This is a genomic window from Synechococcus sp. RS9902 (assembly GCF_014279635.1).
Taxonomy (GTDB): Bacteria; Cyanobacteriota; Cyanobacteriia; order PCC-6307; family Cyanobiaceae; genus Parasynechococcus.
The window spans coordinates 283,327-301,361 of sequence record NZ_CP047949.1 but is presented as its reverse complement, the minus strand read 5'-3'; the positions used below and the strand labels follow the sequence as shown (position 1 = coordinate 301,361).

Here is an 18,035-nt window from a genome sequence, read left to right as displayed (position 1 = left end):
TCAGTCTTCAGGCGGCGCGGAGCACCTCAACCACGCTCTTGAAGGCGAACCACTCGGGAATCTCCTCACCACCGCGCAGCATCTTGCGGAACTGGGTGCCGCTGAGCTTCTTCACGTGCAGGCCACGAGCTTCAGCATGCTCGGCAGTCACATAGCCCTCTTCCTGGGTATAGACCAGGTTCAGGGAGGGAACGGTTTCCATCGTGAGCTCAGGGGCACACTCCTTGGCGAAGTTCTGAGCGTCGTAAGGACCGTAGAAATCGTCACCGGTGAGAGACGATTTGCAGCCGGCCATATCCCGGCCAATGATGAAGTGGGTGCATCCGTAGTTGCGGCGGATGATCATGTGCTGCAACGCTTCACGCGGACCGGCCATGTGCATGGCGTAGGGCAGGTAGGCCCAGCGAATGCTGTCGTTGTTCACTTCGGCCGCCAGACGTTCATAGGTCTGGAAGCGAACGGCACCAGGGATGTCGTCCTGCTGGGTGGGACCACAGGTGGGATGAACAAGCACCACAGCGTTGTCACTGACGTTCTGCGCATGCAGTGCACGGGTGAACAGTTCGTAATGCGCGCGGTGAATGGGATTACGGCACTGGAACGCCACCACGTCTTCGCCTTCAGGCAGGCCTGCACGCACCTCAGCAGGGGTCTTGCAGGGGAACACACGCTCGGGCAGAGCAAGGCCCTTGAGGCTTCCACCCAGATAGAAGCGTTTGCGCTCCATCGTGATCATCCGAACCGCAGGGTGCTCGATGGAGGTGGTGCCGTAGCAGCCCTTGGCTTCAGCCACTTTGTTGGGTTCCCACTTGTCCTCCACCTCGAGAACGGCAAGCTCCTGGCCCTTGTAGGTGAGCAGCAGCTTGTCGCCGACCACCACGTCATCGCGGTCGGTGTCCATCACGATCGGCAGACCGAACAACTGGCCCGCAGCCAGACGATGCCCACTGACCACGGCGTCGTAGTCCTCCTGCTGCATGAAGCCACGCAGGGGAGAGAAGCCACCAACACACAGCAGCTCCACATCACAGGCGTTGCGATCGGAACACTCGAGCGTTTTGGTCGCGGTGGCTTTCACAGCGGCACGATCCGCCTCGGCCACCATCAAATCGACCAGCGTTCCGCCGTAGGGAGCAATCACACCGGATCGCTGGGCGGGAGCGGAAGCACTGGCAGTCATGAGGCCTAGAGAAAGATCGGGAGATTCTCCCAGATCGCCGGAGGATTGCAATGGGCCACAAAAAAGGGGGCCTAAGCCCCCTTACAACCTGTTGTGATGACTTCGATCAGGCCTCTTCAAGACGGCCGTAGAGATCGCCAGTGATCTTGATGTCGACCACTTCACGACCACCCATGTCGGAGTCGGAGGGCTGGATGGCGCTGAACACACCAGCGAATTCTCCGGTTTCAGGATCAACCTTGGTGATGGAGAGGCTCATGGTTCCCACACCATCGATGTAGCGCTTGTTGTTGTCCTTCTCGAGCTGCTCGTCATCACCACCAAGTGCCACAAGACCCTGGGCGTACTGAACACCAGTGGTCAGAGCACGACCCTTGGGATCAATGAAGTTGCTGGTGCGGTAGCTGGGGGTGCGATAGGTGCCTTCAAAGTCGGTGCTGGTGGTCAGAGCCGAACCCTCAGCAGTGGCATTGAGGGACTTGCTGGAGAACGTGAAGGGGAACTCTTCGCCACCGGGCACCAGAACGGTGATCGGCTGGAAGTCGATGCCACCTTTCTCCTGGAATTGCAGGCCTGATTCCGTCACCTTCAGATCGCCAAAAACGGAGTCGAGGCTGGAGGTGTAACGGGTGAGGATCTTGCCCTCAACAAACTCAGCTTGCTGACGAATGTTCTTGGGCTCCTCCTTGGCATAGACCTGCACAGGGTGCATGCAGATCTCACGAAGCTCGTAGCTGCCACCGGCCGTCAGAGGAATCGAGCCCCGGGCTGAATCCCCGATCGTGGGGCAATCGTTGGCTTTGCCGGTGTTGTGGATGTCGTCGTAGGTGACGTTGGATCCACCACGCTGGACTGCATCACTGTCGCCACTGCAGGCCGTAGTGAAGAACGCGAGGCAGAGCGCCAGCACGACGGCCAGCAGAGGACGAATGCGCATGGAAGGAGCCGATCGGCTGAACGCTAATGGGGACGGAATGCCGTCAGATCTGGATCTTACAGGGCGAAAAATGACGTCAGGGCTAGCCTTTTGCAGCTCTCAACAACTTGTCGAAAGCGCGTGACATCCAACGATCCCGATTCGACCCAGACACGGATGGCTCCGGCAATGGCCGCCCTAGGCGAGCTGGCAGAGGAGTTGAGGGGAAATCCCGAAGCACTGCTCACCCTGCTCCGTGAGCTAGAGGCCCTGCATCGCGACGTTCAGGACGGTCCGTTTCGTCAAAGCCTTCCAGAAAACCGCCAGAAATTGTTCACACTTCTGCAGGGAATGGAGAAAAACGGAGGCTGGCCCTACATCCCTCGTCTTCAACTGCGCACCTTCATCGACCTGCTCGGTCAGGACTCCATCGACGCCGCGGCCTGATCCCGAGCCTCAACCAGAGCATCTAGCAATTGATGGGCCAGAGAGAGCTTTGCCGTCACAGGCAGCTCTCGTCTCCAGCCATCTCCAAGCAACCAGCCTCCATTGGGTTGGTCCCCGAAACCCTGACCATCGCGGTCCACGGGATTCACCATCATCAGATCGCAGCCCTTCGCCAGCCGCTTGCTTTCAGCCCGCTCCAGCAAACGGGCATCGCTGCCTGTGAGCGCTGAGAAACCGAGAACCAACTGTCCGGGACGGCGTTGGCGGGTCAGATTCGACAGCAAATCAGGCACTTCGGCCCAACCGGAAACAAGTGCCTGCTGAAGATCGTGCTTGGCCAGCTTGCTTGGGGGAGCGGCATCGCGCCGCAGGTCAGCGACGGCAGCAGCCATGACGAGCACATCGGATCTGGACTGAGCCAACTGCAGAGCTGAACCGAGTTCGGCGGCACTCTCCACCGCAGTGCACTCCAGGCCTTCAAGCCAGGCGTCGGGGAGATCCAATGGACCATGCACCAGATGAACGGTGGCACCCCGGAAGCGTGCCGCCTGCGCCAGCAACACACCCATGCGGCCGCTGCTGCGGTTGCTCAGGAAACGGGCCGGATCAATCGACTCTTGCGTCGGTCCAGCCGAAACAAGAACGGTCATCCCCGAGCAATCAAGGGTCACGTCAGGAATTCCCGAACCGCGGCTGAACACGGACGCAGCCGCCAACTCAATCAACAGCGGATCGGCCATGCGCCCATCGCCGACGCGATCACAGGCCAAGAGACCGGACGCCGGCACGAGGGGGATCACCCCAGGGAAGGATTGAACCTGCTGCCAGTTGCGTTGCACCGCAGGGTGACGCCACATGGCCGTGTTCATCGCCGGAGCCGCGATAACAGGAGCTTCCATGGCCAGCAGAACACTGGCGAGCAGACCGTCGGCTGAACCCTGGCTCCAGCGGGACAGGCTGCTGGCACTCAGGGGCGCAACGATGGCCAACTCCGCCCACTCCGCCAACTCGATGTGCAACGGCCTGGATGAGGCGGAGTCCCACTGGTCGGCCTCGAGGTAGCAGCGATGGCGACTGAGGCTGGCGAGCGCCACGGGACTCACCAAGGCAGCACCACTGGTGGTCACAAGACAGCGCACCTCAGCGCCGGCCTTAATCAGCGCGCTGACGAGCAAGGGCGTCTTAACAGCAGCAATGCTGCCGCTGACGGCCACAAGCACACGCCGCCCGAACAGTGGCGACGACAGTGGCGACGCCTGCTCAGTCTTCATCAAAAGGCTCTTGGTCCACCAAATGGTGGTACGGAAGGATCAGTTCGGGCCGGTGAATGGCCAGCGCCCGAAGCAGGTGCCAATCCGAAAGGCTGTCGAAAGGAGAGGGGTAATCGTCCTCTTCAAGCCGGCGGGCGAGTTCAGCCGTCGAGGCCTCGTCAAAAGCTTCGAGCCGTTCCTGCGTAAGCATCGAGCCGTCCTCAGACCCCATCCATGGCAGTTTGACGCAGGCCGTGCCGGCTAGCGTTAGCTGACCGGGGAATTAGCTCAGTTGGTAGAGCGCTGCGATCGCACCGCAGAGGTCAGGGGTTCGAATCCCCTATTCTCCACTGTGCTTTTGCAGCGTCGCCTGCCACTTGTTGGCCTGTTCGCCCTTGTGGTGTTCAGCACCGTGGCACGACCTTCAGCCCTGCTCACCTTCACACTCCTGGCTGCAGCCGGTGCGATAAGTCGCGCACCATCACGCCGCACCTGACCCCCCATGAGGTAAAAGGGGTGTTGAACTCCCCCGTAGCCGATGTCGCAATCGAAGCGCGAGCAGGTCGTGAGCCACCTGCGCTACATCCGCCAAGAGCTGCGCGAGATGCACCAAGGAGTCATGGAAGACGGCCTTCTTCCCGAAGCGGGTGAAGTTCGGGGTGTGATGGCACAAATGGAAGCCCTGCTGGAGCTTCTCGAAGGCAAAGCGTCCAGAAAAGCGAAGGCTGAGTCCAAATAATTTTCAGCGCAAGCCGTTGTCAAAGCCCTTGTCTCAGGCTTTGCTGCGCCAATCCCCATCACCTGGCCCGGGCTCGCCCCGGGTTTTTTTGTTGAAATCTCCTATCCGTAGTGTCTGATGCCTGCAGATTGCCTAGGGGTGGTGTAAACAGGGGCTGGCAGGGGCATGGCCGGGTGATGGGGATCACTGGTTTCAACCCTGCCTCTTCCCCTGAAACCAGTGCCGTGCGACGGCTTCAATCCACCCGGCTGCAAACAAACGTTGGAGCAGCACTTCAAAGGCTGGATCGATGGGCGCGCAATCCTTGGCGCCGATTCTCCCTGCTGGCCCTTGCCGGACTCATTGGCTTTTTGATCGGTAGCGCCATCACATCAGTCGCAGGCGTTCTCGGGCAGATGGACCCCGTGGCTGCGCTTGTGGTGGTTCTTGGCACTGAACTCACAATTCGGCGCCGACGCAGTTCCGAACCATCACTGAAGTTGCCCCAACAGCTCCTGGATCTTGGTCGTATTGGCTTTCTCTACGGCCTCTTTCTCGAAGGGTTCAAGCTGATCTGAAGCAGAACCGTTCAAAACAGCCAACCAAAATTGCGATTCATACCCTTCGGAAAGAATCCGATGGGGTGCACATGGCGAGCAACCAGTGCTTCCTGGAGCTTGAACCGCCAGCGGAGCGGTTGCGTCATGCGCCGCATGTAATCATCGTCGGCGGCGGCTTTGCAGGGGTGCATGCCTGCAAGGCCCTGGCCAAGGCCGATGTGCGCATCACCCTGATTGACAAGCGCAACTTCAACCTGTTCCAGCCCCTGCTTTATCAGGTGGCCACCGGATTGGTCTCAAGAAGTGATGTGGCCACGCCTCTGCGCGAACTGGTGGGCAAGCAAGACAACGTGCAGGTGCTGCTGGGGGAGGTCACCACCGTGAACCCCGAAGGCAAACAGATCGTTTTCAACGGCAAGGCCTACAGCTATGACCATCTGATCCTGGCCACAGGATCAGGCAGCACTTATTTCGGGCACGAAGACTGGCGCACCTTTGCGCCCCCGATGAAAATCCTCGAGCACGCCGAGGAAATACGCCGCCGTCTGCTGATGGCGATGGAGCAGGCGGAGCAGACACCGAACCCCGAGGCGCGCCAGTTTCTTCAGACGGTAGTGATCGTTGGTGCCGGCCCCAGCGGCTGCGAAATGGCTGGTGCCGTTTCAGAGCTGATGCGTTGGGCCTTGAACAATGCCTTCAAACAGCTGGATCCCCAAAAAACACGGATCGTGTTGGTGGACCCCGGCGACAGAGTTCTGAGAGCAATGCCAGAGGAGCTCTCCGAAGCAGCCCTTGTGGCTCTCGAACGCGACGGCATCGAGTTTTTGCCCCAAGGCCGCGTCCAAACCATGCGGCCCGGAGAGGTGGTGATCAGCAGCCCCGATAGTGATGTCCGGGTTCAGGCGGCCACGGTGATCTGGACCGCTGGCGTGAAGCCATCCCATCTGGGACAGAAGCTGACGGAAGCCACTGGTTGCGACGTCGATCGTGGTGGAAGGGTCATCGTCAGCCCCGATTTCTCGATTCCCAGCCATCCCGAGATCCGCATCGCCGGTGATCTCTGCAGCTACAGCCACACCGTGAATGGAAAGCCGCTGCCGGGCATGGCGGCTCCCGCCAAACAGGCCGGAACATTCATCGGCAAAGACATCGCTGCAATCGTCGACGGACGTTCACGTCCCACCTTCCGCTACGTCGATTTCGGCAGCATGGCTGTGGTGCACGCCAGTGCAGTGGCCGACCTGCATGGCTTCAAATTTTCCGGACGCCTGGGCCTGCTGCTGTGGGCCATCGTTCACCTGGCCTTGATCCCCAACAGAGAGAACCGGATCACCTTGAGCATCAAATGGCTGTACGCACTCGCGACCCGGCAACGGGCCTCGGTTCTGCTAACCGGCATGCCAAGCCAACATCTGGCGCTTGATGCTGAGGATGCCCACTTCCCGATGGCCAGCGGCAAAGGTCGCTCCATCGCAGAACCCGATGCCGCCCTCAAGGCAGCCATGGATTACTACGCCCATCAACTCAGTGGACTCCCCCAAACTCAGGAGCTGCTCGACACCAAGGAGGCCTCAGTTGCAGATTCGGAAGCTGCCATCAAATAGAGCAAGGCCATCCGGGTGGGCACGCCATTCCTGACCTGCTCTTCCACAAGGCTGACGCGCGGGTCATCCAGAAGCGACCCACTCAATTCAACGCCGCGATTGACCGGGCCGGGATGCAGTACGGGAACGTTCTCCCCGCAGAGCTGCATGCGCTCATGGCTCAGCCCAAAGTCCCGGTGATAGCGCTCCAGGCTGGTGAGCAACTGCTGGCCCATCCGTTCCTTCTGAAGCCGCAAGGTCATCACAGCATCGGCGCCCGGCAGCGCGTGCTCCAAACGCCGCACCACGCTGACCTTGCCCCGTTGCGGCACCGGATCCTTCAGCAGACCCGGGGGCGGAGCATCCACGAAAGCCGAAAAATCCTCGGGAACAAGGCTGGGAGGACCGCACAACACCACATCCGCGCCACAGGCCGTCAAAGCCCAGAGATTGGAACGGGCCACCCGCGAGTGAAGGATGTCTCCAACAATCACAATTCGGCGTCCTTGCAGCGCTTCAGGCATGGGGTACTGGGGTGAGAAATGCCGGGCAAGAGTGAGCAGATCCAGTAGTCCCTGACTGGGATGACTGTGAAGTCCATCGCCCCCATTGAGCACCACGGTGCGCTCACCCATCTGCTGCAGATCCAGCGCCAGTTGCTGCGGCACACCAGTGGAACGGTGGCGCACCACCAGAACGTCGGCTCCCATGGCCACATAGGTGCGCGCTGTGTCGAGAACGCTTTCCCCTTTGCTGAGTGAGCTGCTGGAGGGTGAAAAGCTCATCACGTCGGCCGACAGACGCTTGGCCGCCAACTCAAAACTGCTGCGAGTTCGAGTGCTGGGCTCAAAGAACAGCGTTGCCACCAGACGGCCCTGCAAGGCGGGCAGTTTGCGGGCACCAGTGACGGGCAGTGAACGAAACCGCTGGGCCAGCTCAAGCACCGCAGCAAAGTCTTCCCGCGAAAACGAGGCGAGATCCAGCACGTGTCGATGCGGCCAGCCACTCATGACGACGACTCCAGCGATGGCGCCCAGCACTGTGCCTTGGGTGGCATGCGATCACCCCGAGCTCGTTTGCTGACACTGCGACTGCTCCTTAGGTACCAGCGCCATGGGGTTGCAGCGCCCTGGGAAATGCCGATCCGGGTGGTTGTCACAAGATCCTGGCTGGCAAATGTGTCTGACCTTCGGGCCATCCACACGTCATGTTCGCCCGTCACCGGACGGCTGTCATCACAGCGATCAAGCCCGAAACGTCGTGCCAGCAGGCCGGGCCCTGCAGCAATCCGCTCCGGTTCATCGGGAAGTGCCACGGCACGCAGCAACACGCCGTTGGCCCAATCGGCCCGATCGGTGACCACGTTCACACAATGGTGGATGCCATAGCTGACATACACATAAAACCGCCCTGGCTCACCGAACAGAGTTTCGTTTTGCGGTGAACGGCGGCGGTAACCGTGACAAGCGGGATCGTCCTGGGAATAGGCCTCGGTTTCAACGATCACGCCCCAGAGCAGGCTGCCGTCATCTTGGCGTTTCACCAACCTGCAGCCCACCAGATCGGGGCCCACGATCTGAGCCGGACGGGCAAAAAAATTGAGCGGAAGCGAAACGAAATCGATGACAGGCTGCCGGCTGGCGGCCACGCTTGTTTCAGCTTGAACGTTGCAGGCTGTGGACAGCAACCTCCAGGCACGGCGTGATGGGGTGTTTCTGGTGCTGGCGGGTTTGTTCCTCGGGACCCTCGGCATGCTCAACATCCTGGGCCTGACGCGCTTTCTGCAACTGGGCAGCATCGGCGGCTGGCCGATCGTGGTGGCCGTTGGTGCACTGCCTTACCCGATCACGTTCCTCTGCACTGATCTGATCAGCGAACTCTGGGGAGAACAGAAAGCCAATCAAGTGGTGTGGGTCGGGCTGCTGCTCAACGGCTGGGTGCTGCTGATCCTCTGGCTGGGGGGCGTTCTGCCGGGCATGAGCGGCAGCGATGACAGCACATTTCGCACCATTCAGCAGCTCAGTTTCGGTTCGGTTGGCGCCTCGATGGTGGCTTACCTCACTGCGCAGTTCGTGGACGTGCGGCTGTTCCATTTCTGGAAACAGCTCACCAAGGGCAAAGCGCTCTGGCTGCGCAACAACGGCTCCACCCTGGTGAGCCAGTTGGTGGACACCAGTGCAGTGGTTCTGATCAGCCATTACGGCGCCCATGTGCTGCCTGTGCAGCCAGAACAGTCCGTGCTGCCCCAGCTGATCAGCTTCATTGGCAGCGGGTATCTGTTCAAAGTGCTGGCGGCGTTGACCGACACGCTTCCCTTCATCTGGCTCACGGGATGGCTGAGGGAGTGGCTGGACATTCCTGAAGAGGAAGGCGAACTCACAACAGAAGCCCCGTCATCGATGCATGAAGGGCGCATCCACTCCAAACTGAGGTGAGTTCAGGCCAGGTGATGGACGCAGCCACCTCCAGCTTCAACCTCGGCACTGTGCTTCTCGCCAGCATTGTGCTGTTCCCCCTGGCCTGCCTGTTCTTCGGAACGCGCGGCGGCTACTACAACACCGATCAGTACGACGGCAACGGCACCGCCCACTGATCGGCTGGAGTTGAGCGATCATCGGGTCACTGGTTCAGCCTGAATGACCGCTGCAACTCCCGGTCCTGTCGACAGCACGGACGCCATTCGCCTCGCCCTGCGCAGTTGGCCTGAAGTGGAGAGCTACCTCCAAGGCTGCAAGGGGGTGATCATTCCCCTGGGATCCACCGAGCAGCACGGTCCCACGGGCGCCATCGGCACCGACGCCCTCACCGCAGAAGCGGTGGCCTTGGAGGTGGGTCGTCGCACCGGCGTCTTGGTCACCCCAGCCCAGGCCTTTGGCATGGCGGAACACCACCTTGGTTTCGCGGGAACGATGAGCCTGCAGCCAGCAACGCTTCTGGCCGTTCTGCACGACCTGGTGTTGTCCCTGGGCCGGCATGGCTTCGAACGGGTGTTCGTGATCAATGGCCATGGCGGCAACATTGCAACGGCCAAAGCCGCCTTTGCCCAGGCCCACGGCACCGCCGCCACCCGCAATCTCCCCGTTGCCCCGCAGCTGCGTTGTCGCCTGGCCAACTGGTTCATGGCCGGCCCCGTGATGCGCCAAGCGCGCGATCTGTATGGCGACAAAGAAGGCCATCACGCCACGCCCAGCGAAATCGCTGTCACCCTCGCCATGGAGCCGAGCCTGCAGAGCAAGCAGCGACCGCTGCCCGACCCCGCGCCAGCAGGGCCCATCCATGGACCGGACGACTTCCGGCGCCGTCACCCCGATGGACGCATGGGGTCCCACCCCTCCTTGGCCACCGCCCAGCACGGTGAGGCCTTGCTGGAGACAGCCGCCACCGCGTTGAGCGAGGATCTGCGCACTTTCCTCGGCGAGTCATGAGCCAGATTTCCAGCGACGACGTCCGCAAGGTGGCCCAGCTCGCCCGCCTTGATCTGCCCGAGGACAAGATTGCGACCTACACCGGTCAGCTCGAGTCCATCCTCGAGTACGTGGGTCAGCTCCAGCAGGTGGACACCGAAGGCGTTCCGGAAACCACCCGAGCCGTGGAGGTGACCAACGTCACCCGGGCCGATGGCGTGCAGCCGACCCCCGTTCGGGACGACATTCTCAACCAGGCACCCCAGAGAGAAGGTGACTTCTTCCGGGTTCCGAAAATCCTGGCCGACTGAACCCAGATCAGCGGGACAGCGAACGTTTGGGCTCGGTTTTGATCGCGATGCGATCAACAAAACCGAGCCAGTGGCGACGCAGCCCCCGACCGGGCATGAAACGGGCTGCGCGCCTCATCTTTCCGCTGCGGCGCTTGTGGCTGCGCACTCCCACAAGGATGTCGTAGAGGAAGTTGTAACCATCCCGGCGGGTTTCAAAAATGCCCAACCGTTGGGGAGATCCCTTGGCGTCAAGCAGAGGCTTGGTTGCCTCATAGGCCGGTTTGTATTCGAACCAGGGAATGGATGGCCAGAGGTGATGAACCAAGTGATAGTTCTGCCCCATGATCAGCCAGTTCATCAGCCTGCCTGGGTAGATCCGGGCGTTCGTCCAGCGGTTGCGGGAGGTGAACGGCCGATGCGGGAGGTAGTCGAAAAACAAACCCAGCGTCACGCCCACCATCAGGGCAGGGGCAAACCAACAGTTGAAGATGAACGGCAGGAAGTCAAAGCGTGCCGCCGCCAGCACAATCACCACAAAAATGCTGCGCTCCAGCCCCCACTGCATCAACTCCCAGCGGCGCCAGAGGCGACGCTGAAAGAAAAACCACTCGTGATAAAAAAATCTCGGGGCGATCAGCCAGAGCGGCCCGAACGTGCTGACGATGTGGTCCGGGTCGTTTTTCGGGTCATTCACATGGGCGTGATGCTCAAGATGCACCCGCGTGAACACGGGAAAGCTGAACCCGAGCAACAGCGCCGAGCCATGGCCCATGGCCTGGTTGATCCATCGATTGGGGTGGGCTGCGTTGTGGCAGGCGTCATGAATCACCGTCCCTTCCAGATGCAGCGCCAGAAAGCCCGTACACAGCAGCACCGGCAGGGGCAAGGCCGCCACAAACCAGCCCCAAATGGTCAGAGCCGCCAGGGCATAACCGCCTAAAAAGAGCCCGACGGTGGGGTTCCAGAAGGCCGGCGGGTCAACGAATTCGCGCGGAACCGAGCGATAGCCCACTCCAACCGGACGAGGCTGCTGTTGTTGAGCAGGGCTCTGATGCATCCGGAGGTCAGGCAACAAGTCTGTAACGATCCCGAACCACGGTAGGGAAAGGAATGCCCACCGGGGGACTTGAACCCCCACGACCAAAGCCACTGGTACCTAAAACCAGCGCGTCTACCAATTCCGCCAGGTGGGCAACGCCCCGACTTTAGAGATCGCACCAGAATGGGAGCAGACCGCCACACCTCGGATGCTTGCGACCCTCAGCGGCGATCTCTGCCTCCTGCTCGGCCTGGCACTCCTGTTGCTTCCCCTTCTGGCCGTTGAACTCAGTCGTCCCCGCGATGGTGTTTGGGGCGCTGTGGTCTTGCTGCTTGGTCTCGTTCTGGTCACCAGCACGGACCGTCTGCGGGGAGCGCCGATGCTGGCGGTTCTCTGCGCCGGCCTGTTGATCGCACGCTTGGGATCCGAGGTCGGACAGGCCCGCTGGAACAGCCTCAGCGAAACCGAGCAGCAGCGGTTCACCTCGCTCGATCATTGGCGCACCAGCCTTCAACAACTTCTGATCACCACGGGCCGGGTGGGCGAAGGCATCGGCGGCATCGCCAAACAACTCAAACCGGCCGGCAAATCAGGGGTTACGGGCAAAAAATGGGTGCGTCCCGAGTCCCCCGAAACCACTGACGCAAGCGACACCGAATCAGCCGAAGCCGCCAAGGTCACATCTCCAGAGGGCGAAGACTGATAATCCCGAGGCAAGAGCAGGGACCCCGTGAGCAAGGAGACGCGCGACGCCGCCGCTGAGGAACGCCCCTCCTACAAACACACCCTCAATCTGCTGCAGACGGGATTCGGCATGCGCGCCAATGCCGTCCAACGCGAACCTGAACTGCAGGGCTTCTGGAAAGACCACGGCATCGACGGCGAGCTGGGCCTGAACAACAGCGGCCCAACCTTCACACTCCATGACGGTCCGCCCTACGCCAACGGTGCGCTGCACATGGGGCATGCCCTCAACAAGGTGCTGAAGGACGTCATCAACAAATATCAGGTGTTGAACGGGCGTCGAGTGCGCTACGTACCGGGCTGGGACTGCCACGGTCTGCCGATCGAGCTCAAGGTGCTGCAGTCGATGGATCAGGAGCAGCGCAAGGCGCTGACACCGATCAAGCTGCGCAAAAAGGCTGCCGCCTACGCCCGCAAACAGGTTGATGGCCAGATGAAAGGCTTCCAGCGCTGGGGCATCTGGGCGGACTGGGAGCAGCCGTATCTGACTCTGCAAAAGGAGTACGAATCGGCTCAGATTCGGGTGTTTGGCGAGATGGTGCTCAAGGGGCACATCTACCGGGGTCTAAAACCGGTGCACTGGAGCCCGAGTTCACGCACCGCTTTGGCCGAAGCGGAACTGGAGTACCCCGACGGCCACACCAGTCCCAGCGTCTACGCCGCCTTCCCAGCCGTGGAGCTTCCAGCGGCGCTGCGGAATGCACTCAAGGCCGAAGGCCTGGACCTGCCCACGGAGACGGAGGCCCTTGGGAAGGCCCTGCAGGTGGCGATCTGGACCACCACCCCCTGGACGCTGCCGGCCAACCTGGCGGTGTCTGTGAATGAAAGGCTCGAATACGCCCTGGCCGACGACGGCGAAGGCCGACTGCTGCTGGTGGCTGCCGATCTGATCGAGACGCTGAGCGGCACCCTGGCGCGCCCACTGAGCCGGCGCGCCACCGTCAAAGGTGCTCTGCTCGCTGGGCTGACCTACCGCCACCCGCTGCTGGATCGCACCAGTCCGGTGGTGATCGGAGGCGATTACATCACCACCGAATCAGGCACAGGCCTCGTGCACACCGCACCTGGTCACGGCGTCGACGACTTCCACACCGGCCAAAAGAACGGCCTGCCGGTGCTCTGCCCTGTGGACGAAGCCGGCAACCTCACGGACGAGGCCGGGCCGTTCGCGGGCCTGAATGTGCTCAAGGATGCCAACCCCAAGATCATTGAGGCGCTGGAGTCCGCCGGGGCCCTGCTCAAGCAGGAGGCCTATGGCCACCGCTACCCCTATGACTGGCGCACCAAGAAACCCACCATCTTCCGGGCCACGGAACAGTGGTTTGCCTCCGTGGAAGGGTTCCGTCAACAGGCCCTGGATGCGATCGCCGCCGTGGAGTGGACCCCTGCTTCCGGTCGCAACCGGATCGAATCGATGGTCAAGGAGCGGGGCGACTGGTGCATCTCCCGTCAGCGCACCTGGGGGGTGCCAATCCCCGTCTTTTATCACTGCAGCAACGGCGAAGTGCTGCTGAACGCCGACACCCTGGAGCACATCCAGGCGTTGATCGCCGAGCACGGTGCCGACGTCTGGTGGGAGAAAGACGAAGCGGATCTGCTGCCGCCCGCCTACGCCGACCAGGCCGATCAGTGGCGCAAGGGCACCGACACCATGGACGTGTGGTTCGACTCCGGCTCAAGCTGGGCTGCCGTCGCCAGCCAGCGGGACAACCTGAGCTATCCCGCCGACCTGTACTTGGAAGGGTCCGACCAGCACCGCGGCTGGTTCCAGAGTTCACTGCTCACCTCGGTCGCCGTGAATGGCCACGCTCCCTACAAGCGGGTGCTCACCCATGGCTTCGCCTTGGATGAGAAGGGCCGCAAGATGAGCAAATCCCTCGGCAATGTGGTCGACCCGATGGTGATCATCGAGGGGGGCAAAAACCAGAAACAGGAACCGCCCTACGGCGCCGATGTGCTGCGGCTCTGGGTGAGCTCGGTGGATTACTCCGCCGATGTGCCGATCGGAGCCGGGATTCTGCGCCAGCTGGCCGATGTGTATCGCAAGGTGCGCAACACCAGCCGCTATCTGCTGGGCAACCTGCACGACTTCAATCCGGCAACCGACGCGATCCCGATTGCGGAACTGCCGTTGCTGGACCGCTGGATGCTGCAGCGCACGGCCGAGGTGATGGACGACATCACAGAAGCCTTCGAAAGCTTCGAGTTCTTCCGCTTCTTCCAGCTGCTGCAGAACTTCTGTGTCACCGATCTGTCGAACTTCTACCTCGACATCGCCAAGGACAGGCTCTACGTGAGTGCCCCCGCCGACCAGCGCCGGCGCAGCTGCCAGACCGTGATGGCCCTGATCATCGAACGCCTGGCCGGACTGATCGCTCCTGTCTTGTGCCACATGGCCGAAGACATCTGGCAGAACCTGCCTTACCCCGTGGAGGAGACATCGGTCTTCCACCGCGGCTGGCCGACGGTTCCAGTCGAGTGGCGTGATGCTGCTCTCAGCGCTCCGGTTCAAGAGCTGCGGGAGCTCCGCGCCGCCGTCAACAAAGTGCTTGAAGATTGCCGCGGCCGTCAGGAACTTGGCGCATCGCTTGAGGCAGCCGTGCGGATTGACGCCCGCCGTCCGGAACTCCAGGCCGCTCTCTCCTGGCTGAGTGAGACGGGGGATCCCGAGGTGGACGGTCTGCGGGACTGGCTGCTGGTCTCACAACTGCAGATTGGCGGCGAGCCCTGGGCCGAAGTGCTGGCCAGCCAGGACGACGAGCTCGCATCGATCGAGGTGAGCCGAGCGCGGGGAACCAAATGCGAGCGCTGCTGGCACTACGAGGGGGATGTGGGTCAGCACCCGGAACATCCCCACATCTGTGGGCGCTGTGTTGGGGTTCTGGAACGCCGGACTCACCAGTTAGCTTGAGCCAGGAGATCGTTCGGCGGCATCGGTCCAGCCAGGACAACCTCTTGACCTGGCGACAAGGGCCCCTGCAGCAGCTCAGCCTGATCGAGGCTGGTTCCCTCAGGGAGAACGGAGGCATCAGGGTCAAAGGCGGTTGGATGGGTGGTGCTGCTGCTGAACCCACGGAAGATCAGCAACTCAAACGGCTCATCCACGACCTGACCCCGTAGGCGGACAACTCGCTGGGGCTGAACACGCGTTCGCTGTTCCAGAGCCTGAACCAGCGCCTGGTCAGTCATCAGAAATCCCCCGCCACGCGGCCGTAACGGGGCAAACGCACCAACAGCCACTGCAGCAAACCAGCCAGGTAAGCCACCAGAGCGACGTACCCCACAAAGGCAGCAACGGCCTCGGTCCACAAACCACCGAACAGAAAATTGAACACTGTGGCCGCAAGACCATGGATGCCCTGAGGAGCTTCCAGCCAGGTGAGGCATGCCGAGGACTCCAGCTGTTGCATGCAGCCCAAACCCGTCACGCTCATGCCCAGGCTGATGAGAGCAAACCCACTGAATGCCCAACGCCACACCTTCACGGCAAGGGGCAGCGGACGCCAGGGCGGCTGGTCGGCCAGCTCCTCATTGATGTCGACCCAGAACCACAGGCTGATCACCATCAACACCGGTGCGACAACCGCCATGGCGTAGCCCAAGGGCCGCTGATCCGTCAGCAGCAAGAGGCTGATCGCCATCAGGCTGGCCACTTTCCAATAGATCCCGAGCAGCCGCAGCACCAACGGCTCGCGACGCCAGGCCGACCAGATCAACAGGACCAAAGGCACACCAACGGCAAAGGTGGCGGCCAGGCGATAGGTCAGCCACACCAGAGCGCGGTACGTGAGCTCGTTCACTGGGGACTGTCACAGTGCCGCCATTATCAACGTCCCGAGCTGAGCCCCAGGGTTGATAAGGTCCGCTTCATGGCACCGTTCGCACCGTTCAGCTGGTTCCGTTCCAGGGGCGCTGAAGCCAGTTGCCGGTCAGGACTTTCTGGCAAAGCGTCCCTGGACGAAGCCGTTCGGGATGTGGTCGAGCAACTGGGTCGATCCAGGGGCGAGGCAGATCTCGCCCTCGTCTTCACCTCCACGGGTTACGCCACCGACCTGCCGCGGCTGCTGCCGATGCTGCGCGCCCAGATCAGCGCGAAGCATTGGATCGGATGCACCGGTGGCGGCGTGGTGGGCACCCGCGGCGATGGCAGCGCCTCGGAACTGGAGCAGACACCTGCTTTGAGCGTGACGCTGCTCTCCCTGCCGGGGGCATCGATCGCCACTCAACACCTGAGCACAGAGGAGCTGCCTGATCTGGATGGAGCCGCCCAGCAATGGCAAGACTGGGTTGGCATCACCCCCGAGGCTGCCCGCAGCCAGATCCTGCTGATCGACCCCACCAGCAGTGGAATCAATGACCTGATCAGCGGGCTGGACTACGCCTATCCGAGTGCCGAAAAGATTGGCGGCATCGCCGCACCCCACAACAGTCCGCACGGATCGCTGCTGCTGGATGACCAGGTCGTCACTGGCGCAGTGGTGTGTTCCATCGGGGGGAGCTGGCGGTTCGAAACCGTTGTGGCTCAGGGCTGCCGCCCCATCGGCCCGGTCTTCTCAATCGAGCAGGTGCAGCGCAACGTGTTGCTGGAACTGAGTGATGGCAGCACCAAGGCCAGCCCCATCAATTGCCTGCAACGGGTTCTGGCGGACCTCAGCGAACGGGAGCGCGAACTGGTGCGTCACTCGTTGTTCCTCGGTGTGGAACGCAGCAGCCTGCGGCTGAACGCCAACGGAGGAACCTCAGAAGCGAGTGCCTTCCTGATCCGCAACCTGATCGGAGTCGATCCCAACAATGGCGCCGTGGCCGTTGCTGAGCGGGTGCGCGCCGGCCAAAACGTGCAATTTCACCTGCGCGAAGCCACGGCCTCTCAGGACGAAGCCGTTGCCCTGCTCAAAGCAGCGACAACAGATTCTGGCGACACGGTCCATTTCGGACTGCTCATGGCCTGCCTGGGACGGGGCCAGGGGCTGTTTGGTCGAGCCGATGGCGACATCAGCCTGGCGCGCCAACTGATGCCAGACCTGCCTGTGGCGGGAGCGTTCTGCAACGGGGAGATCGGGCCCGTCGGCGGCACGACGCATCTGCATGGCTACACCGCCTGCTGGGGCTTGCTGCGCCAGGACCCCGACAGCTCCTCCGGCAGTGGCTCTGACAATCTCAGTTGAACCGGATCGCACCGCTTCAGAACCTTGCGTCAGCACGTCAATCCCCTCAGCAGCTTCTTCCAGTTGCCGCTGGAACTACCACCACCCGAGCAGCTGTTTCGCGTGCCTGATCAGCCGATCCATCTTGATATCGGCTGTGCCCGTGGACGGTGCCTGCTGGGCCTGGCCGAGCGTGATCCCCACTGGAATCATCTCGGCGTTGAAATCCGCCGACCGCTTGTGACGTCTGCCGATCAAGACGCGCTCGCCTCGGAGCACGGCAATGTTCGGATCCTGTTCTGCAACGCCAACATCAGCCTGGAAGGCTGGATGAAGGCCCTGAAGCAGGACCGACTGCAACGAGTCTCGATCCAATTCCCCGATCCCTGGTTCAAACGAAGGCACCACAAGCGCCGTGTCCTGCAACCCGCGCTGCTTCTGGCCATCGCAACGGCACTCCAACCAGGCCGTGAGCTGTTTCTGCAGAGCGATGTTCTGGACGTGATTGAGCCGATGGTGGCTCTCACCGAACTCAGCGACTGTTTCGACCGCCCCGCCGAGGATCAACGTCCCTGGCGCGCCAGCAACCCGCTTTCGGTTCCCACGGAGCGGGAGCGCTACGTGCTTGAGCAAAACCTCCCCGTCTACCGGGTGCTCTATCGCCGGAACCAGAATCCACTTCCTTCCGTGTCAGATCTGGAACAGCGCTGGCAGGAGATCGATAATCCGGCGGAAGCACTCACCACCTGAAGCCCCA

22 protein-coding genes and 2 tRNA genes are annotated in these 18,035 nt (G+C 61.8%); 14 read left to right on the top strand and 10 right to left on the bottom strand.

Translation table 11 applies throughout. From position 1 onward, the window contains the following. Positions 1 to 7 precede the first annotated feature (7 nt). Both sat and SynRS9902_RS01460 read right to left on the bottom strand, forming a co-directional pair. A complete protein-coding gene (sat, locus tag SynRS9902_RS01465) occupies positions 8 to 1,180 on the bottom strand; it encodes a sulfate adenylyltransferase (protein WP_186509722.1) in 1,173 nt (390 codons plus the stop codon). A 106-nt stretch (positions 1,181 to 1,286) separates the two neighbouring features. Next, positions 1,287 to 2,117 (bottom strand): photosystem II manganese-stabilizing polypeptide, encoded by an 831-nt coding sequence (locus tag SynRS9902_RS01460; protein WP_186496953.1) that lies wholly within the window; start codon positions 2,115 to 2,117, stop codon positions 1,287 to 1,289. Between the two features lie 120 nt (positions 2,118 to 2,237). Between SynRS9902_RS01460 and SynRS9902_RS01455 the strand changes: the two genes are divergently transcribed. After that, positions 2,238 to 2,543, top strand: coding sequence for a hypothetical protein (locus SynRS9902_RS01455; RefSeq protein WP_186509721.1), 306 nt, complete (start codon positions 2,238 to 2,240; stop codon positions 2,541 to 2,543). Here SynRS9902_RS01455 and coaBC read toward each other — a convergent pair. Both coaBC and SynRS9902_RS01445 read right to left on the bottom strand, forming a co-directional pair. Further along, the gene (gene coaBC / locus SynRS9902_RS01450) at positions 2,516 to 3,814 is read right to left on the bottom strand and encodes a bifunctional phosphopantothenoylcysteine decarboxylase/phosphopantothenate--cysteine ligase CoaBC (RefSeq protein WP_186509720.1); all 1,299 of its coding nucleotides are present in this window, start codon (positions 3,812 to 3,814) and stop codon (positions 2,516 to 2,518) included. The genes SynRS9902_RS01455 and coaBC overlap by 28 nt on opposite strands. Next, complete coding sequence (locus tag SynRS9902_RS01445; RefSeq protein WP_114988156.1) at positions 3,804 to 4,025, bottom strand: DUF2555 domain-containing protein; 222 nt, start codon at positions 4,023 to 4,025, stop codon at positions 3,804 to 3,806. The genes coaBC and SynRS9902_RS01445 overlap by 11 nt, the downstream gene beginning before the upstream one ends. Before the next feature lie 45 nt (positions 4,026 to 4,070). On the opposite strand from SynRS9902_RS01445, the gene SynRS9902_RS01440 reads away from it, so the two are divergent. From SynRS9902_RS01440 to SynRS9902_RS01420, 5 genes are all read left to right on the top strand, one after another. After that, positions 4,071 to 4,143, top strand: a tRNA-Ala gene (locus SynRS9902_RS01440). A gap of 8 nt (positions 4,144 to 4,151) precedes the next feature. After that, entirely contained in the window at positions 4,152 to 4,289 is a 138-nt protein-coding gene (locus tag SynRS9902_RS01435; protein WP_186510688.1) for a hypothetical protein, read from the top strand. Between the two features lie 42 nt (positions 4,290 to 4,331). Then, on the top strand, positions 4,332 to 4,532 hold the full coding sequence (locus SynRS9902_RS01430) for a hypothetical protein (RefSeq protein WP_011363323.1): 201 nt from the start codon (positions 4,332 to 4,334) through the stop codon (positions 4,530 to 4,532). A 176-nt stretch (positions 4,533 to 4,708) separates the two neighbouring features. Next, on the top strand, positions 4,709 to 5,089 hold the full coding sequence (locus tag SynRS9902_RS01425; protein WP_186509719.1) for a DUF565 domain-containing protein: 381 nt from the start codon (positions 4,709 to 4,711) through the stop codon (positions 5,087 to 5,089). A gap of 71 nt (positions 5,090 to 5,160) precedes the next feature. Next, entirely contained in the window at positions 5,161 to 6,675 is a 1,515-nt protein-coding gene (locus SynRS9902_RS01420) for an NAD(P)/FAD-dependent oxidoreductase (protein WP_186509718.1), read from the top strand. Here the strand turns inward: SynRS9902_RS01420 and SynRS9902_RS01415 are convergent. Both SynRS9902_RS01415 and SynRS9902_RS01410 read right to left on the bottom strand, forming a co-directional pair. Beyond that, positions 6,615 to 7,664: an aspartate carbamoyltransferase catalytic subunit gene (locus SynRS9902_RS01415; protein ID WP_115009533.1), complete on the bottom strand. Its 1,050-nt coding sequence runs from the start codon at positions 7,662 to 7,664 to the stop codon at positions 6,615 to 6,617. The genes SynRS9902_RS01420 and SynRS9902_RS01415 overlap by 61 nt on opposite strands. Then, entirely contained in the window at positions 7,661 to 8,302 is a 642-nt protein-coding gene (locus SynRS9902_RS01410) for a DNA-3-methyladenine glycosylase (RefSeq protein ID WP_186509717.1), read from the bottom strand. The genes SynRS9902_RS01415 and SynRS9902_RS01410 overlap by 4 nt, the downstream gene beginning before the upstream one ends. 28 nt (positions 8,303 to 8,330) lie before the next feature. Here SynRS9902_RS01410 and SynRS9902_RS01405 point away from each other — a divergent pair, with 28 nt between their 5' ends. From SynRS9902_RS01405 to gatC, 4 genes are read left to right on the top strand one after another with little or no spacing between them, the layout of a single operon-like run. Continuing rightward, on the top strand, positions 8,331 to 9,089 hold the full coding sequence (locus SynRS9902_RS01405; protein WP_186509716.1) for a queuosine precursor transporter: 759 nt from the start codon (positions 8,331 to 8,333) through the stop codon (positions 9,087 to 9,089). Positions 9,090 to 9,103: 14 nt separating this feature from the next. Then, entirely contained in the window at positions 9,104 to 9,247 is a 144-nt protein-coding gene (locus SynRS9902_RS01400; protein WP_170950905.1) for a hypothetical protein, read from the top strand. A 43-nt stretch (positions 9,248 to 9,290) separates the two neighbouring features. Further along, positions 9,291 to 10,079 (top strand): creatininase family protein, encoded by a 789-nt coding sequence (locus tag SynRS9902_RS01395; RefSeq protein WP_115081579.1) that lies wholly within the window; start codon positions 9,291 to 9,293, stop codon positions 10,077 to 10,079. Continuing rightward, positions 10,076 to 10,369 (top strand): Asp-tRNA(Asn)/Glu-tRNA(Gln) amidotransferase subunit GatC, encoded by a 294-nt coding sequence (gatC, locus tag SynRS9902_RS01390; RefSeq protein WP_114988151.1) that lies wholly within the window; start codon positions 10,076 to 10,078, stop codon positions 10,367 to 10,369. The genes SynRS9902_RS01395 and gatC overlap by 4 nt, the downstream gene beginning before the upstream one ends. A gap of 7 nt (positions 10,370 to 10,376) precedes the next feature. On the opposite strand, the gene crtR is transcribed toward gatC, so the two are convergent. Together crtR and SynRS9902_RS01380 are read right to left on the bottom strand one after the other, a co-directional pair. Next, positions 10,377 to 11,408 (bottom strand): beta-carotene hydroxylase, encoded by a 1,032-nt coding sequence (crtR, locus tag SynRS9902_RS01385; RefSeq protein WP_186510476.1) that lies wholly within the window; start codon positions 11,406 to 11,408, stop codon positions 10,377 to 10,379. Positions 11,409 to 11,462: 54 nt separating this feature from the next. Further along, positions 11,463 to 11,544: transfer RNA gene (locus SynRS9902_RS01380), tRNA-Leu, on the bottom strand. 54 nt (positions 11,545 to 11,598) lie between these two features. Here SynRS9902_RS01380 and SynRS9902_RS01375 point away from each other — a divergent pair. Further along, positions 11,599 to 12,093: a Ycf66 family protein gene (locus SynRS9902_RS01375; protein ID WP_186509715.1), complete on the top strand. Its 495-nt coding sequence runs from the start codon at positions 11,599 to 11,601 to the stop codon at positions 12,091 to 12,093. Positions 12,094 to 12,120: 27 nt separating this feature from the next. Beyond that, on the top strand, positions 12,121 to 15,045 hold the full coding sequence (ileS, locus tag SynRS9902_RS01370) for an isoleucine--tRNA ligase (protein WP_186509714.1): 2,925 nt from the start codon (positions 12,121 to 12,123) through the stop codon (positions 15,043 to 15,045). On the opposite strand, the gene SynRS9902_RS01365 is transcribed toward ileS, so the two are convergent. Further along, positions 15,030 to 15,323 carry a hypothetical protein gene (locus SynRS9902_RS01365; RefSeq protein WP_186509713.1) on the bottom strand — a complete coding sequence of 98 codons (294 nt, stop codon included), beginning with the start codon at positions 15,321 to 15,323 and terminating at the stop codon, positions 15,030 to 15,032. The genes ileS and SynRS9902_RS01365 overlap by 16 nt on opposite strands. Next, positions 15,323 to 15,934, bottom strand: coding sequence for a DUF3177 family protein (locus SynRS9902_RS01360; RefSeq protein ID WP_186509712.1), 612 nt, complete (start codon positions 15,932 to 15,934; stop codon positions 15,323 to 15,325). The genes SynRS9902_RS01365 and SynRS9902_RS01360 overlap by 1 nt, the downstream gene beginning before the upstream one ends. A 69-nt stretch (positions 15,935 to 16,003) precedes the next feature. Between SynRS9902_RS01360 and SynRS9902_RS01355 the strand changes: the two genes are divergently transcribed. Together SynRS9902_RS01355 and trmB are read left to right on the top strand one after the other, a co-directional pair. After that, the gene (locus SynRS9902_RS01355) at positions 16,004 to 17,299 is read left to right on the top strand and encodes an FIST N-terminal domain-containing protein (protein WP_186509711.1); all 1,296 of its coding nucleotides are present in this window, start codon (positions 16,004 to 16,006) and stop codon (positions 17,297 to 17,299) included. 24 nt (positions 17,300 to 17,323) lie between these two features. Then, entirely contained in the window at positions 17,324 to 18,028 is a 705-nt protein-coding gene (gene trmB / locus SynRS9902_RS01350) for a tRNA (guanosine(46)-N7)-methyltransferase TrmB (protein WP_186509710.1), read from the top strand. The last annotated feature ends 7 nt before the right edge of the window (positions 18,029 to 18,035 follow it).

Bases quoted from the DNA above. Each gene is read 5' to 3' on its own strand.
- sat (WP_186509722.1), bottom strand. From the start codon at position 1,180: ATGACTGCCAGTGCTTCCGCTCCCGCCCAGCGATCCGGTGTGATTGCT.
- SynRS9902_RS01460 (WP_186496953.1), bottom strand. From the start codon at position 2,117: ATGCGCATTCGTCCTCTGCTGGCCGTCGTGCTGGCGCTCTGCCTCGCG.
- coaBC (WP_186509720.1), bottom strand. From the start codon at position 3,814: ATGAAGACTGAGCAGGCGTCGCCACTGTCGTCGCCACTGTTCGGGCGG.
- SynRS9902_RS01445 (WP_114988156.1), bottom strand. From the start codon at position 4,025: ATGGGGTCTGAGGACGGCTCGATGCTTACGCAGGAACGGCTCGAAGCT.
- SynRS9902_RS01430 (WP_011363323.1), top strand. From the start codon at position 4,332: ATGTCGCAATCGAAGCGCGAGCAGGTCGTGAGCCACCTGCGCTACATC.
- SynRS9902_RS01425 (WP_186509719.1), top strand. From the start codon at position 4,709: ATGGGGATCACTGGTTTCAACCCTGCCTCTTCCCCTGAAACCAGTGCC.
- SynRS9902_RS01420 (WP_186509718.1), top strand. From the start codon at position 5,161: ATGGCGAGCAACCAGTGCTTCCTGGAGCTTGAACCGCCAGCGGAGCGG.
- SynRS9902_RS01415 (WP_115009533.1), bottom strand. From the start codon at position 7,664: ATGAGTGGCTGGCCGCATCGACACGTGCTGGATCTCGCCTCGTTTTCG.
- SynRS9902_RS01400 (WP_170950905.1), top strand. From the start codon at position 9,104: ATGGACGCAGCCACCTCCAGCTTCAACCTCGGCACTGTGCTTCTCGCC.
- SynRS9902_RS01395 (WP_115081579.1), top strand. From the start codon at position 9,291: ATGACCGCTGCAACTCCCGGTCCTGTCGACAGCACGGACGCCATTCGC.
- gatC (WP_114988151.1), top strand. From the start codon at position 10,076: ATGAGCCAGATTTCCAGCGACGACGTCCGCAAGGTGGCCCAGCTCGCC.
- crtR (WP_186510476.1), bottom strand. From the start codon at position 11,408: ATGCATCAGAGCCCTGCTCAACAACAGCAGCCTCGTCCGGTTGGAGTG.
- SynRS9902_RS01375 (WP_186509715.1), top strand. From the start codon at position 11,599: ATGCTTGCGACCCTCAGCGGCGATCTCTGCCTCCTGCTCGGCCTGGCA.
- SynRS9902_RS01365 (WP_186509713.1), bottom strand. From the start codon at position 15,323: ATGACTGACCAGGCGCTGGTTCAGGCTCTGGAACAGCGAACGCGTGTT.
- SynRS9902_RS01355 (WP_186509711.1), top strand. From the start codon at position 16,004: ATGGCACCGTTCGCACCGTTCAGCTGGTTCCGTTCCAGGGGCGCTGAA.